The sequence below is a fragment of the Bacillus sp. KNSH39 genome, from assembly GCF_052656585.1.
This window is the reverse complement of sequence record NZ_JBQXYO010000001.1, coordinates 1217630-1237151: the sequence shown is the minus strand read 5'-3', so window position 1 is coordinate 1237151 and position 19522 is coordinate 1217630. Positions and strand designations below refer to the sequence as shown.

Annotated in this window: 20 protein-coding genes; 14 read left to right on the top strand and 6 right to left on the bottom strand. The window is 34.6% G+C overall.

All coding sequences use genetic code 11. The annotated features are described in order from the left end of the window. Window positions 1-98: 98 nt before the first annotated feature. A complete protein-coding gene (locus ACUL40_RS06180) occupies window positions 99-1760 on the bottom strand; it encodes a sigma-54 interaction domain-containing protein (RefSeq protein WP_000885732.1) in 1662 nt (553 codons plus the stop codon). 180 nt (window positions 1761-1940) lie between these two features. Between ACUL40_RS06180 and ACUL40_RS06175 the strand changes: the two genes are divergently transcribed. The 7 genes from ACUL40_RS06175 (at window position 1941) to ACUL40_RS06145 (ending at window position 9595) form a co-directional block, all read left to right on the top strand. Next, entirely contained in the window at window positions 1941-3116 is a 1176-nt protein-coding gene (locus ACUL40_RS06175) for an NAD(P)/FAD-dependent oxidoreductase (protein ID WP_001215261.1), read from the top strand. Continuing rightward, complete coding sequence (locus ACUL40_RS06170) at window positions 3113-4150, top strand: proline racemase family protein (protein ID WP_000842048.1); 1038 nt, start codon at window positions 3113-3115, stop codon at window positions 4148-4150. The genes ACUL40_RS06175 and ACUL40_RS06170 overlap by 4 nt, the downstream gene beginning before the upstream one ends. After that, window positions 4147-5088 (top strand): proline racemase family protein, encoded by a 942-nt coding sequence (locus tag ACUL40_RS06165; protein WP_001025560.1) that lies wholly within the window; start codon window positions 4147-4149, stop codon window positions 5086-5088. The genes ACUL40_RS06170 and ACUL40_RS06165 overlap by 4 nt, the downstream gene beginning before the upstream one ends. Window positions 5089-5110: 22 nt before the next feature. Continuing rightward, window positions 5111-6007 (top strand): 4-hydroxy-tetrahydrodipicolinate synthase, encoded by an 897-nt coding sequence (gene dapA, locus ACUL40_RS06160; RefSeq protein ID WP_001169456.1) that lies wholly within the window; start codon window positions 5111-5113, stop codon window positions 6005-6007. 17 nt (window positions 6008-6024) lie between these two features. Next, window positions 6025-7509, top strand: coding sequence for an aldehyde dehydrogenase family protein (locus tag ACUL40_RS06155; protein ID WP_000920973.1), 1485 nt, complete (start codon window positions 6025-6027; stop codon window positions 7507-7509). Between the two features lie 130 nt (window positions 7510-7639). Further along, window positions 7640-9130, top strand: coding sequence for an alanine/glycine:cation symporter family protein (locus tag ACUL40_RS06150; protein WP_142408772.1), 1491 nt, complete (start codon window positions 7640-7642; stop codon window positions 9128-9130). A 72-nt stretch (window positions 9131-9202) separates the two neighbouring features. After that, entirely contained in the window at window positions 9203-9595 is a 393-nt protein-coding gene (locus tag ACUL40_RS06145; RefSeq protein ID WP_001999958.1) for a carboxymuconolactone decarboxylase family protein, read from the top strand. 64 nt (window positions 9596-9659) lie between these two features. Here ACUL40_RS06145 and ACUL40_RS06140 read toward each other — a convergent pair whose 3' ends face one another. Further along, the gene (locus ACUL40_RS06140; protein ID WP_000875112.1) at window positions 9660-10301 is read right to left on the bottom strand and encodes an HD domain-containing protein; all 642 of its coding nucleotides are present in this window, start codon (window positions 10299-10301) and stop codon (window positions 9660-9662) included. Window positions 10302-10406: 105 nt separating this feature from the next. On the opposite strand from ACUL40_RS06140, the gene ACUL40_RS06135 reads away from it, so the two are divergent. The 3 genes from ACUL40_RS06135 to ppaC all read left to right on the top strand — a co-directional run bounded on the left by ACUL40_RS06135 (window position 10407) and on the right by ppaC (window position 12912). After that, on the top strand, window positions 10407-10910 hold the full coding sequence (locus tag ACUL40_RS06135) for a GNAT family N-acetyltransferase (protein ID WP_078385980.1): 504 nt from the start codon (window positions 10407-10409) through the stop codon (window positions 10908-10910). 246 nt (window positions 10911-11156) lie between these two features. After that, window positions 11157-11822: a lytic polysaccharide monooxygenase gene (locus ACUL40_RS06130; protein WP_000742279.1), complete on the top strand. Its 666-nt coding sequence runs from the start codon at window positions 11157-11159 to the stop codon at window positions 11820-11822. 160 nt (window positions 11823-11982) lie between these two features. After that, complete coding sequence (ppaC, locus tag ACUL40_RS06125; protein WP_000416873.1) at window positions 11983-12912, top strand: manganese-dependent inorganic pyrophosphatase; 930 nt, start codon at window positions 11983-11985, stop codon at window positions 12910-12912. Between the two features lie 338 nt (window positions 12913-13250). On the opposite strand, the gene ACUL40_RS06120 is transcribed toward ppaC, so the two are convergent. Continuing rightward, window positions 13251-13439 (bottom strand): DUF4017 family protein, encoded by a 189-nt coding sequence (locus ACUL40_RS06120; protein ID WP_000789485.1) that lies wholly within the window; start codon window positions 13437-13439, stop codon window positions 13251-13253. A 243-nt stretch (window positions 13440-13682) separates the two neighbouring features. On the opposite strand from ACUL40_RS06120, the gene ACUL40_RS06115 reads away from it, so the two are divergent. From ACUL40_RS06115 to ACUL40_RS06100, 4 genes are all read left to right on the top strand, one after another. Continuing rightward, on the top strand, window positions 13683-14132 hold the full coding sequence (locus ACUL40_RS06115) for a DUF6884 domain-containing protein (protein WP_000820903.1): 450 nt from the start codon (window positions 13683-13685) through the stop codon (window positions 14130-14132). Window positions 14133-14421: 289 nt separating this feature from the next. Then, window positions 14422-15156, top strand: coding sequence for an N-acetylmuramoyl-L-alanine amidase (locus ACUL40_RS06110; RefSeq protein ID WP_000135291.1), 735 nt, complete (start codon window positions 14422-14424; stop codon window positions 15154-15156). A 428-nt stretch (window positions 15157-15584) separates the two neighbouring features. Further along, window positions 15585-16415 (top strand): GH25 family lysozyme, encoded by an 831-nt coding sequence (locus tag ACUL40_RS06105; protein ID WP_078188085.1) that lies wholly within the window; start codon window positions 15585-15587, stop codon window positions 16413-16415. 216 nt (window positions 16416-16631) lie between these two features. After that, window positions 16632-16805: a hypothetical protein gene (locus tag ACUL40_RS06100; RefSeq protein ID WP_000503011.1), complete on the top strand. Its 174-nt coding sequence runs from the start codon at window positions 16632-16634 to the stop codon at window positions 16803-16805. Here ACUL40_RS06100 and ACUL40_RS06095 read toward each other — a convergent pair whose 3' ends face one another. The 3 genes from ACUL40_RS06095 to ACUL40_RS06085 all read right to left on the bottom strand — a co-directional run bounded on the left by ACUL40_RS06095 (window position 16806) and on the right by ACUL40_RS06085 (window position 18538). Then, on the bottom strand, window positions 16806-17258 hold the full coding sequence (locus ACUL40_RS06095; RefSeq protein ID WP_000877572.1) for a hypothetical protein: 453 nt from the start codon (window positions 17256-17258) through the stop codon (window positions 16806-16808). 135 nt (window positions 17259-17393) lie between these two features. Next, a complete protein-coding gene (locus ACUL40_RS06090; RefSeq protein WP_000606231.1) occupies window positions 17394-17750 on the bottom strand; it encodes a hypothetical protein in 357 nt (118 codons plus the stop codon). Window positions 17751-17914: 164 nt separating this feature from the next. Next, on the bottom strand, window positions 17915-18538 hold the full coding sequence (locus ACUL40_RS06085) for a hypothetical protein (protein ID WP_000287725.1): 624 nt from the start codon (window positions 18536-18538) through the stop codon (window positions 17915-17917). Window positions 18539-19522: the final 984 nt, after the last annotated feature.

Genomic DNA, 19522 nt, shown 5'->3' with positions numbered 1-19522 from the left:
CCTCTAGTTCGATTTTCACAAATTATATAAGCAAAAATCATGCCAATATAGAGAGGAGGTGGCTACCTGTAAACGCCTGATTGGTGCATAATGATTCTTTATTGAAGTCCAAGTTTCTTTAAACGGTTATATAAAGTAGCCCTTGTTACGCCAAGTTGTTTTGCGCATTCTAATTTATTCCCATTTAAAATTCGTAAAGCCCTTTCAATAACTTTTTTCTCATGCTCATCCATCTCTTCTTGTAAAGAAAGGATTGTATTATTGTTGCTGAGTAATAGGGAATGAGCTGTATGGTTGTCTAAAGTTTCAGTCGTATGAAATGGTAGATATTCTTGTTTTATAATTCCGTCTGTTGCGAATACCACAAGCCGTTCAACAACGTTTCGAAGTTCGCGAATATTACCTGGCCAATTGTAATGAAGCAGTTCATGCATAATGCTTGAAGGTAGGTCACGAATTGGTCGGTTATAGTTGATTGAAAAATCATTTAAGAAAGAATAAGTTAATTCAATAATATCCTCGCGTCTTTCGCGCAGCGGTGGAATATGCAAGCTAACTACATTTAAGCGGTAATATAAATCTTCTCGGAAAGTTCCTTTTCTCATTTCTTCTTGTAAATCACGATTTGTAGCAGCGATAATGCGGAAATCAATATTAATTTCTTTTTCACCACCAACTCGGTAATACTTTCGCTCTTGCAGTACACGTAACAGTTTTACTTGCATATCAAGTGGCATTTCACCTATTTCATCAAGAAATAAAGTACCGCCTTGCGCGAGTTCAATTTTCCCTTTTTTTCCTTTACTATTTGCTCCAGAAAACGCCCCACGCTCGTAACCAAATAATTCACTTTCAAATAACGCTTCTGGAATTGCCCCGCAGTTAATCGAAATGAAAGGCGCCTTCGCTGCCTCACTTGCTTCATGAATTGCTTTCGCAAATACTTCTTTTCCAACTCCGCTTTCCCCAAGTATTAAAACAGTTGATTTTACCGAACAAACTTTTCTAGCTAATTGTATCGTTCTTTGTATAACAGGACTTTTCCCATTCATTGCAAGGAATGGATCGGATTCATCTTTATACTTTGCCACTTCTTGTTCTAAACGGTGCATTTCATGTGACATATTAAATAGTTTTTCATTTAAAGCGACTTGATTTGTAACATCTGTTTCTGAAACGACTGCTCCTATAATTTCATCATTACAATAAACTGGATTTGAATTAATTAATACGAATAAATCGGGACGAGGCTGATGGAACTGAGCGACTATGCTTTTTCCATCATGTAAAGATTGTAAAATTTCCAAGTCTTTATAATCAAAAAAACGAGTAATCGGTTGCCCAATAATCTCATTATGGTTTACTGAAAATATTTTTTCAGCGCCATCTGTCCAAGTTCGAACGTATTCTTTACTATCAATGACTGTAACAGAAGAGTCAGTTGTTTGTATTACAGTGTCATAAAATGACTGTAGTTCATTGTAGGACTTATAAAGAAATGGAATCATTTGCTGAGAAGTTATACAGCATAGCGGCTCATCGTTTTCGTTAAGGATGATAACAGCTAATTCATAAGAAAAAGCGTCAATTAATGCAGTGAATGAGTCATCTACATAAATAATTGCGCAATTATATTCTTCTGTAGTAGAAGGGAGATAATAAAACCTTTCGTTTATTTTCTTAATGCGATCAAGGCTACATGTATGATTGATTAAAGCGCTTTCCAAAAATTCTTGTATAGTCGGAAATGAAAATGCCATAATGTCCTCCTGTTATGTATAAAAATTTTGACAGTGATAAAAAAATAATACACCTATTTACTATAAATTTAAAATATTTTTACAAATAAAAATATTATTTATAAAAATTGTATATGTACAGAATTGGCACGTCAATTGCATAAAAGAAAGTGAGAGGTTTAGGGAAAGGAGGAGTATAGTGTGAGGCACTGCGACGTTTTAATTATAGGTGGTGGAATAATAGGGTGTTCTATCGCTTATTACACTTCAAAATACGGAAGAGATGTAACAATCATTGAAAAAGGAGAATTTGTCAGCGGGACGTCTTCACGGTGTGATGGGAATATTTTGGCCATTGATAAAGACCCAGGGTTTGATAGTCAAATGTCTTTAGTAAGTCAAAAATTAGTAACTGATTTAAGTGAAGAATTAGAGCATTCATTTGAATATAGGGCACCAGGAAGTATTCTCGTATGTGAGTCAGACGAAGAGATGGAAGCTGCGCAGCAATGGGTAAATCGGCAAAAAGAAGCTGGATTACCGTTTCGAATGCTTGATAGGCAAGATATAAGAGAAGAGTCGCCTTTTTTTGCTGATGATTTATTAGGCGGTTTAGAATGTGCGACGGATTCAACTGTGAATCCATATCTCCTTGCATTCTCGCTTCTGTCAGAGGCACAAAAGTTTGGCACAAAAGCCTTTAAACAGACCGAAGTAAAGAGTATAAACATAGATACGAATGGTTCATTTGTTGTAGAAACTACGAATGGAACTTTTACAGCACAACAAGTTGTAAATGCAGCCGGTGTGTGGGCTCCTAAGATTGGTCAGATGTTAAATATAAATATACCAATTGAACCGAGAAAAGGGCATATTATTGTAGCTTCAAGGCAACAACACGTAGGGTGCCGTAAAGTAATGGAATTCGGTTATTTAATTTCTAAATTTGGCGGAAAACGAAAAGTAGATGCTTTAACTGAAAAATACGGGGTTGCGCTCGTATTTGAGCCTACTGAAAGTCAAAATTTCTTAATTGGAAGTAGCCGTGAATTTGTAGGGTTTCATACGAGAATAAACAATGAAGTCATTAAATGTATTGCAAATAGAGCGATTCGCTTTTATCCGAAAATGGCAGATATGATGGTAATTCGTTCTTACGCTGGTTTACGTCCGTGGACAGAAGATCATTTACCGATTATTTCACGAGTGGAACATATTCCAAATTATTTCATTGCCGCTGGGCATGAAGGGGATGGGATTAGTCTTGCAGCAGTTACTGGGAAAGTAATTGAAGAGTTATTAAATGAAAAAGAGACAATTATTCCTATTGAACCACTTCGTTTGAGTCGTTTTACAGAAAGGGTGTTAAACGGATGAAGTCACAAAGAGTCTTTACGACAATTGATACACATACGGGTGGGAATCCAACGAGGACATTAATTAGTGGACTTCCAAAGTTGATTGGAGAGACGATGGCAGAGAAGATGTTACATATGAAAAAGGAGTATGATTGGATTCGAAAATTGTTAATGAATGAACCGCGTGGTCATGATGTAATGTCAGGGGCATTATTAACAGACCCGTGTCATCCTGAGGCTGATATAGGTGTTATATACATAGAGACAGGTGGATATTTACCGATGTGTGGTCACGATACAATCGGTGTATGTACAGCGTTAGTTGAATCAGGTTTAATTCCGGTAGTTGAACCAATTACTTCTTTAAAACTAGATACACCGGCTGGCTTAGTTGAAGTAGATATTGCTGTTCAAGATGGAAAAGCAAAAGAAGTATCTTTCTGTAACATACCAGCTTTTTTATTAAAAAATATTACTGTACAAGTGAAAGACATTGGAACTATAGAAGCTGATATTGCGTATGGAGGGAATTTTTATGCCATTATTGATGCGAAATCAGTAGATCTAGAATTAGTACCAGAAAATGCATCTACAATCATCGATAAGGCGATTCATATAAGAAACACAATTAATGAGAAGTTTGAAATCACTCATCCAGAGTATTCGTTTATAAGAGGATTAACACATGTTGAATTTTATACAGATCCTACTCATGAATGTGCGCATGTGAAAAATACAGTTGTTGTACCACCAGGCGGAATAGATCGATCTCCATGCGGTACAGGAACATCTGCGAAGCTAGCTGTATTATACGCTCAGAAAGAAATCGAAATTGGTGAAGAGTTCATTCATGAGAGTATCGTTGGTTCTTTATTTAAAGGATATGTCATGAATACGACACATGTTGAAAATATTGAAGCTGTCATAACGAAAATTACGGGATCAGCTTGGCTTATGGGTATGCATAGATTTTTTTACAATGAAATGGATCCACTTAAAGAAGGATTTTTGCTAATTCCGCCGATGGAACATGAAACGGAGGATATAAAATGAACATTCAAAAAATGTATACAGCAGTAGACGTACATGTAAATGGCGAGGCATTTCGTGTAATGAAAGACGTACCATGCAAATACTACTACAGTTTGGAGCAATTAAATGAACAATTTTCAGGTGAATTAGCAGAAGAGATGAAGCTTTTATTAAATGAACCACGTGGTTTTATCGGTTTGAATGGGTGCATTGTCGTTCCATCTATCCATAATGAAGTGGATGCAGCTGTATTATTTTTTAATCATGAAGGTTCGATTCCGCTTCATTATGGAGGCATTGTTGCAGTAATAACGATGTTACTCGAAAGTGGGTATTTAAAAAAGAGAGAGTCCAATCAATACAAAATTGAAACGTTATCTGGAATATTTTTAGTTCATGCGTATGTAGAGAATGATGAAGTTATATCGGTTTCGTTTGAAAGCAAACTATGCTATTTGATTGAGGAAAATTTACAGGTTGGTAATGTAAGTTATTCTCTCATACAAGCAGATAAAGTATATGCAGTTGTAGAAAAAGGTGCGTATTCGCCAGAAATTCGTGTTGAAAACATTTCAGAATTGAAAAGATGGGGAGAAGCTACACTGCAGGCTATACAAAAACAGTCGCTAATAAAAAGGCTTATTTTAGTAGATCCTTCGCAAAAAGAAAAGAACCATATAAAGTCGATTACATTTCATGAAGATAACTTTATCGTACGTTCGCCAGGTTTTGTTTCTACTATCGTTTCCTATGTTCATGCGTTATTTAAAAATGATTATATGGCGGATAAACCTTTTAAAAATGAAAGTATATTTAATAGTTTTATAACTGTGGAAAAAGTGAAGAAGGAGGAACTAGGATACATTTTCCGTTTTGAAAGTAGAGGATTTATTACAGGAATGCAGACGTTTCTATTAGACCCTACGGATCCATTTCCGGCAGGTTTCTTATTAAAATAAAATGTGATAAGGAGAGATAAATATGCAAAAAATTAAAGGGGCATTTCCAGTATTAATAACACCGATGGATGAATTTCAGGAAATTAATTGGGATGGGGTAAAACAAAATGTAAATTACTTTATCGAACAAAAGGTTGCAGGTGTCATCATTAATGGAAGTACAGGAGAGTTTGTAAGTTTATCAAAAGAAGAACGATTTAAAATGGTAGAAACCGTGTTGAAAGAAATTGATGGCCGTATTCCAGTCATTGTTGGAACTGCAGCAGAGACGACGAAAGAAACAATTGAATATACGAAACATGCAGAAGCGCACGGAGCGGATTGTGCATTAATTATAAACTCTTACTATTGTAAACCGAAGGAAGAGGAGATTTATTTTCATTTTAAAGAAATCTCAAATTCTGTAAATATACCAATTATGCTATACAATAACCCATTTACTTCTGGTGTTGATATGAGTACAAAGCTAATGCTCCGTATTGGAAAAGAGTGTGAAAATGTTACACATATTAAAGAATCTAGCGGAGATATTCGAAAAGCGAGAGATTTAGTAAGACAAAGTGAAGGGGCTTTCCAAGTCTTCTGTGGTTCTGAAGATTTAGTTATGGAATCATATTTAGTTGGTGCTTCGGGATGGGTTTCAGTAGCAGGAAATATCGTTCCCGGTCTCGTTACAAAAATGTATGAGCATTTTCAAAATGGTGAATTAGAAAAGGCGTGGGAAATAAACGATGCTATTTTACCACTTTGCGAGTTTCTTGAAGGATCAGGGAAATATGTTCAAATCGTTAAACGTTCCATGGAATTACATGGGCAAGCGGGAGGACCTTCTCGCTATCCAAGACTAGGATTAACTGTTGACGAGGATCAAAAGCTTCAAACGATTTTATCAAATATTGCAGCTCATGTAGCTGTTTAAATAAGGAGGAGAACATAATGTTAAAGACAAATATTGAGCTGAAACCAAAAGTGGAAGCGTTTTTAAATGAAGAAATTAAAATGTTTATTAATGGCGAATTTGTTGCTGCTATTGGGGGAAAGACGTTTGAAACGTATAATCCAGCTACAGAAGATGTTCTAGCTGTCGTATGTGAAGCGCAAGAAGAGGATATTGATGCTGCAGTAAAAGCGGCAAGATCTGCATTTGAATCCGGTCCGTGGGCAGAAATGACTACTGCTGAAAGAGCGCATCTTATTTATAAATTAGCAGATTTAATTGAAGAACATAGAGAAGAATTAGCGCAACTAGAAGCTTTAGATAATGGAAAGCCATATCAAGTAGCACTTGATGATGATATTTCAGCAACTGTAGAAAATTATCGTTATTACGCAGGATGGGCTACAAAAATTATTGGGCAAACAATCCCAATTTCAAAAGATTACTTAAATTACACGAGACATGAACCTGTAGGTGTTGTAGGTCAGATTATTCCGTGGAATTTTCCGCTCGTTATGTCTTCTTGGAAAATGGGAGCTGCACTGGCGACAGGTTGTACGATCGTATTAAAGCCAGCAGAGCAAACGCCTTTATCTTTACTATATACAGCAAAACTTTTTAAAGAGGCTGGATTTCCAAACGGTGTTGTAAACTTTGTACCAGGCTTTGGTCCTGAAGCAGGAGCAGCAATTGTAAATCATCATGACATTGATAAAGTTGCTTTTACAGGATCTACTGTTACAGGAAAGTATATTATGCGTCAGTCTGCAGAAATGATTAAGCATGTAACGTTAGAGCTTGGCGGCAAATCACCAAATATCATTTTAGAAGATGCGGACTTGGAAGAAGCAATTAATGGTGCATTCCAAGGTATTATGTATAATCACGGTCAAAATTGTAGCGCAGGATCACGTGTATTTGTTCATCGTAAACATTATGAAACTGTAGTAGATGCACTTGTGAAAATGGCGAACAACGTAAAACTTGGAGCAGGTATGGAGAAAGGAACGGAAATGGGTCCACTCGTATCTAAGAAACAACAAGAGCGTGTGTTACATTACATTGAGCAAGGGAAGAAAGAAGGCGCTACAGTTGCGGCTGGTGGTGAACGTGCACTTGAAAAGGGTTATTTCGTTAAGCCAACTGTATTCACAGATGTTACAGACGATATGACAATCGTTAAGGAAGAAATATTTGGACCAGTTGTTGTTGTTCTGCCATTTGATTCGACAGAAGAAGTAATTGAACGAGCGAACAACTCATCCTATGGCCTTGCTGCGGGTGTATGGACGCAAAATATCAAAACGGGTCATCAAGTGGCAAATAAATTAAAAGCAGGAACAGTGTGGATTAATGATTATAACTTAGAAAATGCAGCTGCACCATTTGGTGGATACAAACAATCTGGTATTGGCCGCGAATTAGGTTCATATGCGCTTGATAATTATACAGAAGTGAAAAGTGTTTGGGTAAATATAAAGTAATAGGGTGTTTTACTGACAAAAATTGAGGGATGAAATAATGAAAGATGCGGACAACTAGAAAGTTTGATAATAGTTGTCCGTTTTCTTATATACAAAATTGCTTTTCCAAAGAATGATAAGGGGGATTTGGATGGAGAATTTAGTAGAATGGTTAGTAGGGCAAGTGTGGAGTATCGGTTTAGTTGTTTTTGCATTAGGGGCAGGCGTATATTTCACGATTGCAACACGTTTTTTGCAAATTCGTTATTTTAAAGAGATGATTAAACTATTATTTGAAGGAAAGAGTTCCGAGACGGGAATATCATCTTTTCAGGCATTTTGTTTAGCCTTATCAGGAAGAGTTGGAATTGGTAATATTGCAGGGGTAGCGACAGCGATCGCTTTCGGCGGGCCTGGAGCTGTATTTTGGATGTGGGTAATGGCTTTGTTAGGGGCAGCGAGCGCGTTTGTAGAATCAACATTATCTCAAGTATACAAAAGTAAAGTAGGGAATGAATATCGCGGCGGTACTCCATATTTCATTGAGAGAGGTTTAAAAATGAAATGGTTTGCAGTCATTGTAGCGGTAGTTGTAACACTTTCATATGGCGTGTTATTACCAGGTATTCAATCTAGTAGTATCGCAGTTGGATTCGAAAACTCTAATGGTATTAGCAAATATATAACTGGTATATTTTTAGTCGTGTTACTAGCAGCAATTATTTTTGGTGGTGTAAAGAGAATTGCCGTTGTTTCTCAAATGCTTGTGCCATTTATGGCAATTGGTTATGTAATTGTTACATGTATCATATTAATTGCGAATGTAACGGAGATTCCAAGTATGTTTGCTTTAATTTTCTCTAGTGCATTTGGTGTAAATGAAATGTTTGGTGGAATTGTTGGTGCAGCTATTGCATGGGGCGTAAAACGCGCTGTATTTTCAAACGTTGCTGGTGTCGGAGAAGCGACGTATAGTTCGGCGGCTGCTGAAGTATCGCATCCTGCAAAACAAGGATTAGTTCAAGCGTTTTCCGTATATATCGATACAATTGTCGTATGTACAGCGACAGCTCTTATGATTTTAATAACAGGTATGTATAATGTTATACCTGAAGGGAAAACCGCTATTGTACAAAATATAGGAAATGTGGAAGCTGGTCCAATTTATACACAACAAGCAGTTGAAACTGTGATAACAGGGTTTGGTCCAATATTTATTTCAATTGCGATTTTCTTTTTTGCATTTACAACGTTACTCGCTTATTACTATATCGCTGAAACGACACTTACTTATTTAGATCGTCAATTGAAGTATGGCTGGTTAAAACCAGTTTTAAAATTTGGATTTTTAATTATGGTTTACATCGGTAGTGTTGAATCAGCGTCGCTTTTATGGAATCTCGGAGATTTAGGAATCGGTAGTATGGCATGGTTAAACTTAATCGCGATTCTATTATTAAGTAAAATCGCATTAAAAGTGTTAAAAGACTATGAAAGGCAGAAAAAAGAAGGGAAAGATCCAGTATTTAATCCTAAAAATGTGGAGATTGAAGGATTAACATTTTGGGAAGAAAGAAGTAAAGAGGTTGAAAGAAAAAGTTCTAGAGAAAAAGTTATTGTAGATGATAATTTAAAATTATAACGTAAATTAACTGAAAATTCTTAATTTAAAAGAAGGTATATTGCCTCCATTTCATCACATACTACAATAGGTATGGATAATATGACTGGAGGGAATAAGATGGAACATGAGCAACATAGTTCGATAAATGATATTCTACATCATTATAAAGAAGGTATAGGTAGTTTTACAAATCAAATTCCTGAAATCGCTGAGACATATAATGCGTTCACGCAAGCTTGTTTTCAAGAGGGTGCTTTAACAAAAAGAGAAAAGCAACTTATTGCATTAGGAATTAGTTTAGCAACGCAAGATGAGTATTGTACAATTTATCATACAAAAGGTTGTCTTGATCAAGGATGTTCAGATAAAGAGATTCTGGAAGCATGTGGTGTTTCAGCAGCATTTGCTGGCGGAGCTGCGATGAGTCAAGCGGTAACTTTAGTGCAAGAGTGTTTAACAGAACTGAAAAATCAAAAGCATTGAATAAAAAACGTTTTAAACTTTATGTTTAAAACGTTTTTTATTTGAAATTAAATTTGTATTCAATTTAATATTCTATATCTTCATAAATAGATTTTTCTACATCAGGAAGAACTGTGTATATACTCTTACCGATTAAAGCTTCTAATTCTTTCTTAATCGCATAAAACCCTTTCCAATGTAAAGATGTATGAGATGTTGTACCATGACGCAAACCAACAGAAATTAATCTTCTTTCCAGCGTAGTAAAGCCACCCGCATCAGCAAGAGCGTCACAAAGAGTAATTACTTTATTGTATAAGTCGTAGTTACAATGTTCATTTAATATTTCAACTAACCGGCTTCTCATATGGTCAGGAACGAGACTCCATTCCGCTGCGATATCTATATGTTCATTTTTGCATGGGAATGAGTGTGTCACACAAATAACAGCGTTTCCTGTATACCCTAAATCATTCATATACATATAACCATCATAGGAATGAATGACCGATTTGGTAAAACCTTTGTATCTTCCGATATCATGCAAAAGGGCAGCGTTATATGCTATGTCAGCATCTAGGTTATACCCATTTTTAATAAGTTCTATAATTATGTTTTCAGTTGCATGAGCAACATGTAGTGAATGTTCAAACCAAGGGCCCGGGTTTTGTTCATATGCCCATTCGAGTAATTCTTTTGCGTACGTTCTATCTAATATATATTTCATATCGTTATCCTTTCACAAAAAGTCATATCTTTCTATAAATTCATCTTATTATTTCATTATTCCTTCTTTAAAAATTGTTACAATGAAACAAAAGGGGGAAAAGTAATGCGAAATTTAGTAATTGAAGAAATAAAGCAACTAGAAAATGATATGGAAGAACTTTCGAAACTTTTGAAAATGGTTGTAAACGATGGGGCATCAATTGGTTTTTTGCCTCCACTGGAACAAAAAGACGCAACAAAGTATTGGCAAACAGTATTAGCGCCAGAAGTGATATTGTATGTGGCTAAAATAAACAACGAAGTAGCAGGGAGTATTCAATTACAATTAGTTACTAAGCCTAACGGAATTCATAGAGCCGAGATTTGCAAATTAATGACTCATCCAAACTTTAGACGTAACGGTATTGGACGATCGCTTATGCAAAAAGCAGAGGAACGAGCAAAGCAAGAAAACAGGTCACTTTTAGTATTAGATACTAGAGAAGGAGATCCTTCCAATAAACTGTACAAATCACTAGACTACCAAGAAGTTGGAACAATACCAGGGTATGCAATTTCCCCGAATGGTAAGTTAGATGCTACGATTATTTATTATAAAAACATTTAAGGTATAATCAAACGGGGAGAGTGCTTAATTATTAGTAAGTGAATAATAAACGACTATTTTTAACACCGTCTATATTTTTCTGGCGGTGTTAAAATAGTTAATTATAATCTAATTAACGCACTAAATGAATTTGAGAAATTTTTTAGAGGGTTCTTTTAGTAATGATTCTCGTCTTATAATAAATGTAGAGAAGATGACTAGCCAACTATAGTTATTTTCGCTTTATTATCGGAAGGGGATGAAAGTATGAAAAAGAATAGTTTACAAAAGATGAAGAAAGTTATTTTAAGTGGTGGAGTATTACTTACGGGATTATTAACATTTGGATTTTCAGAAAAGGCTTCAGCTCATGGATATGTAGAATCACCAGCGAGCCGATCTTATTTATGTAAGCAAGGGGTAAATGTAAATTGTGGACCGATTCAATATGAACCACAAAGCGTAGAAGGGATAGGTGGATTTCCGCAACTAGGACCTTCTGATGGACAAATTGCAGGGGCTGGTCATTTTCCCGCTTTAGATGTTCAAACTGTAGATAGGTGGAAGAAAGTTACGTTAAATGGCGGGACGAATACATTCAAGTGGAAACTAACGGCTCCTCATAGTACAAAAGAGTGGAAATATTATATTACGAAAAAAGGTTGGAATCCAAATAAACCTTTAACGCGATCAGATTTAGATTTAGTGCCATTCTATGTGAAAAATGACGGTGGAGCTAGACCAGGGACAACAGTAACGCACGAAGCAAATGTACCAACTGACCGTAGTGGATACCATCTTATTTTAGCTGTTTGGGAAATTGCAGACACTGGAAATGCGTTTTATCAAGTTATAGATGTAAACCTTTTGAATAATGGCTTATCCTCAAATTTCGCTTTTAACAATGTAGTGCAAGCTCCTACACTATTTTAATTGAAACATACATTTCGATCATCTAATTCATTTTAGATGATTTTTTTTATGAAAATGATGAAAAATATAGAAGAAAGTGCAATTATTTATAAAAAAATATGCTTTAAATATTGTCATATTTGCTTCTTTAAGATATCCTTTTCATGAAGAGGTGGAAAACATGGAAAAAGTACTAGTTTTCGGGCATAAAAACCCAGATACAGATGCAATTTGTTCTGCAATTGCTTATGCAGAATTGAAAAAAGAATTAGGAATGAATGCTGAGCCTGTACGTTTAGGCGAAATCAGCGGTGAAACTCAATTTGCGTTAGACTATTTTAAAGTAGAAGGACCGCGTTTTGTTGAGACAGTAGCAAGCGAAGTGGACAACGTTATTTTAGTTGACCATAACGAGCGTCAACAAAGTGCTAACGATATCGAATCAGTTCGTGTGTTAGAAGTTATTGACCATCACCGTATTGCTAACTTTGAAACAAGCGATCCTATATACTATCGTTGTGAGCCAGTTGGCTGTACAGCTACAATCTTAAACAAAATGTACAAAGAAAATGGCGTAACAATTCGTAAAGAAGTTGCAGGTTTAATGTTATCTGCAATCATTTCAGATTCTTTACTATTCAAATCTCCAACTTGCACAGAACAAGACGTAGCAGCTGCTCGTGAATTAGCGCAAATCGCTGGTGTAGATGCAGATAACTACGGCTTAGAAATGTTAAAAGCTGGTGCTGACTTAAGCGGAAAAACAATGGAGCAATTAATCTCTCTTGACGCTAAAGAATTCCAAATGGGTAATGCGAAAGTTGAAATCGCACAAGTAAACGCTGTTGATACAAACGACGTTCTTGTACACCAAGCGGAACTTGAAAAAGTAATCTCTGCAGTAGTAGAAGAAAAAGGTTTAGACCTATTCTTATTCGTTGTAACTGATATCTTAACTAATGATTCTGTCGGTCTTGCGATCGGTAAAGCAGCAAACGTTGTTGAGAAAGCATACAACGTATCACTAGAAAACAACACAGCTACTTTAAAAGGTGTTGTATCTCGTAAAAAACAAATCGTACCAGTATTAACAGAAGCATTCCAAGCTTAATCGTATTGCGTACAGATGAACAGTAAGGACAAGTAGTCAGATTGGCTACTTGTCCTTTTTTATTTATAATAAGCAGAAATTTTTAACTTTTAAACAGTTGCATTGTATATGCTTAATGATATGGAAGTATTGAAAAGTAAATTACAGGGGTTTTTCGAAAAAATATTGCATCTGTTTCAGAATTAGAGAGCTGGATTTCGGTGGAACTGCATTTAAACGCTGAAATACAGATGTTGCGTTTGATTTTTTAGAAGAAAGGATATAAAGTACTGCAAGGGTTATTCTAAATTTGATTAACGAATTAAAATAAGGATAGCGTTAGCTATCCTTATAATCGTTTATTCGTAAGATTTTTTCTTGTTTATATAAAATGTAATTATAGCAGTAATGAAGAAAATAGGTATCGCATACACTTGCCCAACAAATAACTTCCAGCCGACATAATTATAGCCTTCAGATGCTGGGATGATAACGGAAATAACGCAAACAATAAAATAGACTAATAGTGCAGGGATAATATTTTTCATTTTTATGGACCTCCTTCCTAATTTAATTTATAAATCATAATATTTCAATTTAATTATAAAAATTTGAAGAAAAAAATGCAAAAATTTTTATGGTATTATAATATTTGCAATGAGAGTGATCCATAGTACATACATGGTAAAATGTGTAATTTAAACTTTTCAGAATTATTATATAGTATTTTGAGAGAAAAATGTACAAAATAACGAATTTTATTTACCAAAGTAAAGGGAGTAGAAATATATATGAAAAGGATATGTATAATTCCATGTGGAAAAAAGAAAATTTGGGATAAACATTCAGACTACGGACCGATGGAAGCAAAAGATGTGTATATTAGTCCGTTCGGAAAAGCATGTCAGGCGTACGCAACTATGTTTTTCGAAAACTGGGTTATATTATCGGCGAAACATGGATTTTTAAGACCAAATGATATTGTATTAGAAAACTATGATCTTGCATTTGATTCAAAAAGCGATGAGGTAATAAATATAGAGCAATTACAAAAACAGATGGTAGATAAAAGTTTATTACAGTTTGACGAAATCGTCTTACTAGCAGGGAAGAAGCATAAAAAAGTAGTGACAAAGTTATATCCAGAAGAAATGATTACATATCCGCTAGAGGGGTGTAAAGGGATTGGATATATGTTGCAGAGGTTGAAAGAAGCTGTGAAGGAAGGGGAGGAAATATAGGTGTAGTTTCAGTGATTTTAAACTCTATTTATTTAGGGAGCTGAAAAGTAAAATAGAGTTTTTAGGCATCGCCGAAAGGGTGATGCTTTTTTGTTCGTGTCGTCATTCATGTAAAAGTAATTTAGAGAATAAATCATTCGATTTATGAAGCGATAGCTTTTTTATATCGAAAACAAATTGCTTCACTTCTAGAAAATGTAGGACATATGGGTACAGTTAAAATTGTAAGTGGGAATAGCAATAAGACAAGTTTTGAATAGGATATTAAGAAAGGAGATGTTGATAAATAATGGCCAGATATAGTTTGCACGGAGGACACAATAGTATTGTTCAAGGTGCTAATTTTGGGAATCGGAAAGAACACGTTTTAGATAGGCAAGTTAAAGATGCTGTGGCGGCTAAGTTAAGATCCCTAGGACACACGGTTTATGACGATACGGACGAGGTAGGGGCAACTCAATCACAAAATTTAAATAATATCATTCGGAATAGCAATTCCCATGCTGTGGATTTAGTTATTTCTTTTCATCTTAATGCAAGTGATGGAAATGGACAGGGTGTTGAGGTTTTGTATTATGATCAGAAAGATTTGGCGGCTAAAATCTCAGCTCAACTAGCAAAAGATATTGGATGGCGTGATCGAGGTGCGAAACAGCGTACAGATTTAGCGGTATTAAATGGGACGAAAGCACCTGCTATTCTTATAGAATTAGGATTTATTGACAATGAATCTGATATGGCAAAATGGAATGTTGATAAAATCGCTAATTCTGTTGTATTTGCTCTTACAGGACAAACTGGAGGAGGTGCAGCGGATTTGCTCAAAGTAAAAACTGGTGGTGTAGCATTTAGTAATTTACAAGATTTGGCTCAAGCTATGGTTGATGCGGGTATTGATGGACAAATTGTCGTTCAAAAAGATGGCATTGGTTATGCTATAACGAATGGCTATCCGTCCGGGAATATCGATAAATTTACAGCTTGGTTAGATGCACGTAAATGGTACTATGAGTACGTGAGATAAAACGAAAATTGGTTTGATTAAAAACTAAAAATTGTCTTATTTTTAGTTAACAAGTATATTAAGTAACTATAAAAATATGGACAATTTATATGTAAATTAGTACACAAAACCACCTGTCAGAAAGGTGGTTTTATTTATCAAGCTATTTGCGGGAAGTAAAATTCTTACCTCAAAATTCGGATGAAGCTAAGAAATTAGGTGGGAATTACACTGCTCGTAGCCTCCTACTAATTATCGTTTCACTTTATATAGTTTAGAGTTTTGTAAATCTTTACTTATTAAACCCGTAATAATATTTTGTTTTCTCAATACATAAGCCGAATTTTAAATTATTACCCAATAATATAATACCTCTCATACTATTTATTAGTTGATAATAACAAAAAAACAAGCTTTGAATATAATAATGAAAAAGGAGATGTTAAATAATGGGTTATATTGTAGATATTTCGAAATGGAATGGCGACATTAACTGGGATATCGCAGCACCACAATTAGATTTCGTAATTGCACGTGTGCAAGATGGTTCAAACTATGTAGATCCTTTATATAAAAATTATGTACAAGCAATGAAAGCAAGGAATATTCCGTTTGGTAATTATGCGTTCTGTCGTTTCGTTTCAGTAGAGGATGCACGGATAGAAGCAAGAGACTTTTGGAACCGTGGTGATAAAAATGCAACAGTTTGGGTAGCTGACGTAGAAGTAAGAACAATGAACGATATGAGAGCGGGTGCACAAGCTTTTATTGATGAATTACGCAGATTAGGAGCTAAGAAAGTCGGTTTATATATTGCTCATCATATGTATACTCCATTTGGAATGGAAAATGTCAATTGTGATTTTGTATGGATTCCTCGTTATGGTGGTAACAAACCGGCGTATCCATGTGATATTTGGCAATACACAGAGACAGGCAATGTGGCTGGTATCGGCAAGTGTGATTTAAATAAGCTGATTGGAAATAAGCCGTTAGCTTGGTTTACAAATCAAATTGTTGAGCCGATAAAAAAACAAGAAGGGGTTGGAATTATAGTGAATAAATATAGCAAAGTAGTTACTTATGAATTTGGTGTAAATTTAATTTCTGACATGATTCAAATGATGGATAAGCTTGGATATACTTCTAAAATAATATCTCGTGGAGATAACCAAGGGCTTGTGTATTTCGAAACAGATTATCGTCAAGGGAACGAACTGGACAAAGCAACTGCTTGGTTAGATATGAAAGGAATTAAATATTTTTATACAAAAGAGTAGTTTGCAAAAATAAGAGCCGTCATGTGACGGTTTTTATTTTTATTTAATCTTTTAACTCTACTTATAATATGGAGAAAATAGACTAATAAACAAGCCTTTGTATACTTTCAAACATAGAATATGATGAATTCTATCAAGGAGGAAGCATATTTATGAGAAATACTTGTCATTGTGGACATTTTCAAGATTGTAATAAATTTTGGGATGATTTAATGTTTGGGAGATGTAGATGTAAGCGCAATGATTTTCACGAGTGTTGTTGCAAAGAGAAACCGAAGTGTGAGTGTAAAAAATGTCATTGTAAAACAAAAGCGAAATGCCATTGTAGGCATGAAGAGGAAGGGTATTAATAATAAAAAAGAGTACGATGCGTACTCTTTTTTTGGGTGATTATATTCCATCTTGAACAGATTTCTTTACAATTACCCATGTGTCTTTCTTTTTAACCGTTATAGCTACATTAGTTCCATTAGATTCCTTATAAAAGATATATCCATTGTTTGAGTTTACATATGTAACTGGTTCACCTATGCAATCTCGCGAGCAGGATTTGTTGACTAGTTCAATTAAGGATAGTTCACTTGGATCGGTTTTACTGGCTTCTATAACAGCATCAAGGCTTGTTTTTCGATAACCTTGCAAGTTTATATGAAAAAGCTGCTCTATTTCTCCTGTAATGCTAGTGTTCATTACTTCTACTGAATTCTTTTTTTCTTGAAGAAAGCCGTTTTCATAAAGTAATTTTGTATAGCCAATCCATGCTATTAACACTAGCATGAAAAACATACCCGTCATTTTAAGTATTCGAAGTCGTTTGCTTATAATTGTTTCTGAGTATTTCATTCACTCTAATCCTCCAATGTTTTTAATTTAAAATATGCTTGGATACATACTTTTAGAAGAGGATGAAAGTTAATGAGTTTTTAATAAAAAAGAAAACATCCAGGGTTAGATGCTTTCTTTTTTTGGTATTTTTGGCTATCTGTTAGTTACTTGTTTCATAAGTGGTCTTATTTCTTTAACTGGTGGTTTCTTATCATAGGCATCAACGTAAGAAAAGTAATAGTTTAAGTTTCTTAGAAGACCTTTTCCTATTTTTGCACTTAAGAAAGGAAAGACTTGTCCGGTATAATCATCGAGAGATTTACAGTAATATTTTTCATCTAAATATATACTGTATTTACATGTTAGTTCTACTAAAGGATTCCCTTCATCATCAAATACTTCTTTAGAATCAATAATATCTATTAGTGCAAATTTTTCATTTAAGTAAACTTTCTTTTTTTTCTCGTGTTTATTTGTAAGTATAAAAACGAGACCAATCGCGTTAATCAAACTATTTCCTCCTATAAAAAACGGATATTAATAAAATATATCGATATAAGCTAAATGTAAAGAGGAGAGGTGAAATATCATGGAGAAAAAACTAAATAAGCCGATTGGTGAGAGCTGATAATCAGTGGGGGATGAACAAACCCCTCACTGATTAAAGTTTCACTTTATTGAAATACTTGCGGGAATTGTTTTACGATTGCGTTTGTTATCATGTCAGCCATTTCTAATGCTTCTTTTTCAATTTTATCGTAAAGTTTTACTCCTGCTTCATAATCTTTATTTAGGAAGGCAAGTGCTTCTGCTTTCGTTAGTGCTAAATGTTCATAAAACATTTTTCTAAATTCTTCTTTATCTATATATGGGTTGATTCTGTTAAGGAATTCAATAATTGCGTCACCATTAGCGTACCATTTTTTCTCTATAGCGGCCGCTGCATTTTGATTACCAGCTTTTGCGGCTTTAACAAGATCCGCTGCAATTACTAAGTGATCTTTAATTAATGCACTATATTTTTTCACTGCATCCTCACCGTAAAATGGTTCAAGTGATAGTCCCATATGTGTTGCGTTTTGTAGAAGTCGTCCAACAGTAACATTAACATCTGGTAAATTAAATACTATACTTATAATAGCCAATCTCGTCCAAGCGACGTGTTGTTCCCATAAAGAACGCATATACCCTTTTAAAAAATTCTCATTTTTACTAATTCGGTAGTTCCGTACGGATAAATCATAGTTTACATAAGGGTTATGGTAGGGGGAGTAATACGATTGCCAATAAGAATACATAAATAGTAACACTCCTTTGAACATGTATAACTCAAAGTATGATGAAGATTTATTTTTAGTTACGTGTCCTAGATTATTTTTAGGGAATTTGAAATGGAGAAATTCAATGAATGGTGTTGTGGTATATATGAATAAATTGAATATAAAGTAAAAGAGGGTCTGTAAGGGAAGTTGCAGACCCTCAAAAGGGTATTGCCGAGATGTCGGACTCGACTACGTAATGTTATCATAAAATTCTTTTGAAAAAACCTGGTAAATGTGTCCAAATGAAATTGGGACCTTCATACAGTCAAAGGGACCTGCTTCCCGCGGCAGGCCCCAATAACTAGATAATGTCGATGAGCAAAAAACTCATCTGGAGTACTTTTATAGTAACAAGTAAAATGTGTTTTGTGTATTGAGAAAGAAGAATTGCATAATTATATGTGAACAATTTAAATCCCAACAATTTATGATTATCATTAATTGTTGGGATCTAAATATGGTTATAAAATGGAGAAAAGACTTGGAAGTGAGATCGAGGTACACAGAAGTATGTAATCATGAAAAAGACCTGCTAATATAAGCAGGTCAACTTAAGGGGTTTATCCAACAGATTATTATATATGGTAACAACTGAATTGTAGTAAGTCTATACATTTAATATTGAGAAAAATTCTGTGAATGATATGTTTTTTGCACATATATTAACGTCTAAAAAGTTGAGAAAGAAAATTAAAAAGCTTTTTATAAGAGAATAATGGCTGGTACTTATAGTATGATTCATATTTCCACGCATCATTATTAGAGAATTGGAGTTTTTGTGTTTTCGTTTTTGCCTTGATGGAACTCATATTACGATGTTTCATATAGTAACCTCCTGAATTTATATGTATACGATTAGTAGTATTCAAGAAAGGGAAATAAAATGAACATTTAAATTGAAACTCTTTCTTCTTGTGTACTGGATTTACGTTATAAATGTTGTAAAACATATAAAATAAT

Coding starts and splice junctions, on each gene's coding strand:
- ACUL40_RS06180 (WP_000885732.1), bottom strand. CDS start 1,760: ATGGCATTTTCATTTCCGACTATACAAGAATTTTTGGAAAGCGCTTTA.
- ACUL40_RS06170 (WP_000842048.1), top strand. CDS start 3,113: ATGAAGTCACAAAGAGTCTTTACGACAATTGATACACATACGGGTGGG.
- ACUL40_RS06165 (WP_001025560.1), top strand. CDS start 4,147: ATGAACATTCAAAAAATGTATACAGCAGTAGACGTACATGTAAATGGC.
- dapA (WP_001169456.1), top strand. CDS start 5,111: ATGCAAAAAATTAAAGGGGCATTTCCAGTATTAATAACACCGATGGAT.
- ACUL40_RS06155 (WP_000920973.1), top strand. CDS start 6,025: ATGTTAAAGACAAATATTGAGCTGAAACCAAAAGTGGAAGCGTTTTTA.
- ACUL40_RS06150 (WP_142408772.1), top strand. CDS start 7,640: ATGGAGAATTTAGTAGAATGGTTAGTAGGGCAAGTGTGGAGTATCGGT.
- ACUL40_RS06145 (WP_001999958.1), top strand. CDS start 9,203: ATGGATAATATGACTGGAGGGAATAAGATGGAACATGAGCAACATAGT.
- ACUL40_RS06140 (WP_000875112.1), bottom strand. CDS start 10,301: ATGAAATATATATTAGATAGAACGTACGCAAAAGAATTACTCGAATGG.
- ACUL40_RS06135 (WP_078385980.1), top strand. CDS start 10,407: ATGCGAAATTTAGTAATTGAAGAAATAAAGCAACTAGAAAATGATATG.
- ACUL40_RS06130 (WP_000742279.1), top strand. CDS start 11,157: ATGAAAAAGAATAGTTTACAAAAGATGAAGAAAGTTATTTTAAGTGGT.
- ppaC (WP_000416873.1), top strand. CDS start 11,983: ATGGAAAAAGTACTAGTTTTCGGGCATAAAAACCCAGATACAGATGCA.
- ACUL40_RS06120 (WP_000789485.1), bottom strand. CDS start 13,439: ATGAAAAATATTATCCCTGCACTATTAGTCTATTTTATTGTTTGCGTT.
- ACUL40_RS06115 (WP_000820903.1), top strand. CDS start 13,683: ATGAAAAGGATATGTATAATTCCATGTGGAAAAAAGAAAATTTGGGAT.
- ACUL40_RS06110 (WP_000135291.1), top strand. CDS start 14,422: ATGGCCAGATATAGTTTGCACGGAGGACACAATAGTATTGTTCAAGGT.
- ACUL40_RS06105 (WP_078188085.1), top strand. CDS start 15,585: ATGGGTTATATTGTAGATATTTCGAAATGGAATGGCGACATTAACTGG.
- ACUL40_RS06095 (WP_000877572.1), bottom strand. CDS start 17,258: ATGAAATACTCAGAAACAATTATAAGCAAACGACTTCGAATACTTAAA.
- ACUL40_RS06085 (WP_000287725.1), bottom strand. CDS start 18,538: ATGTATTCTTATTGGCAATCGTATTACTCCCCCTACCATAACCCTTAT.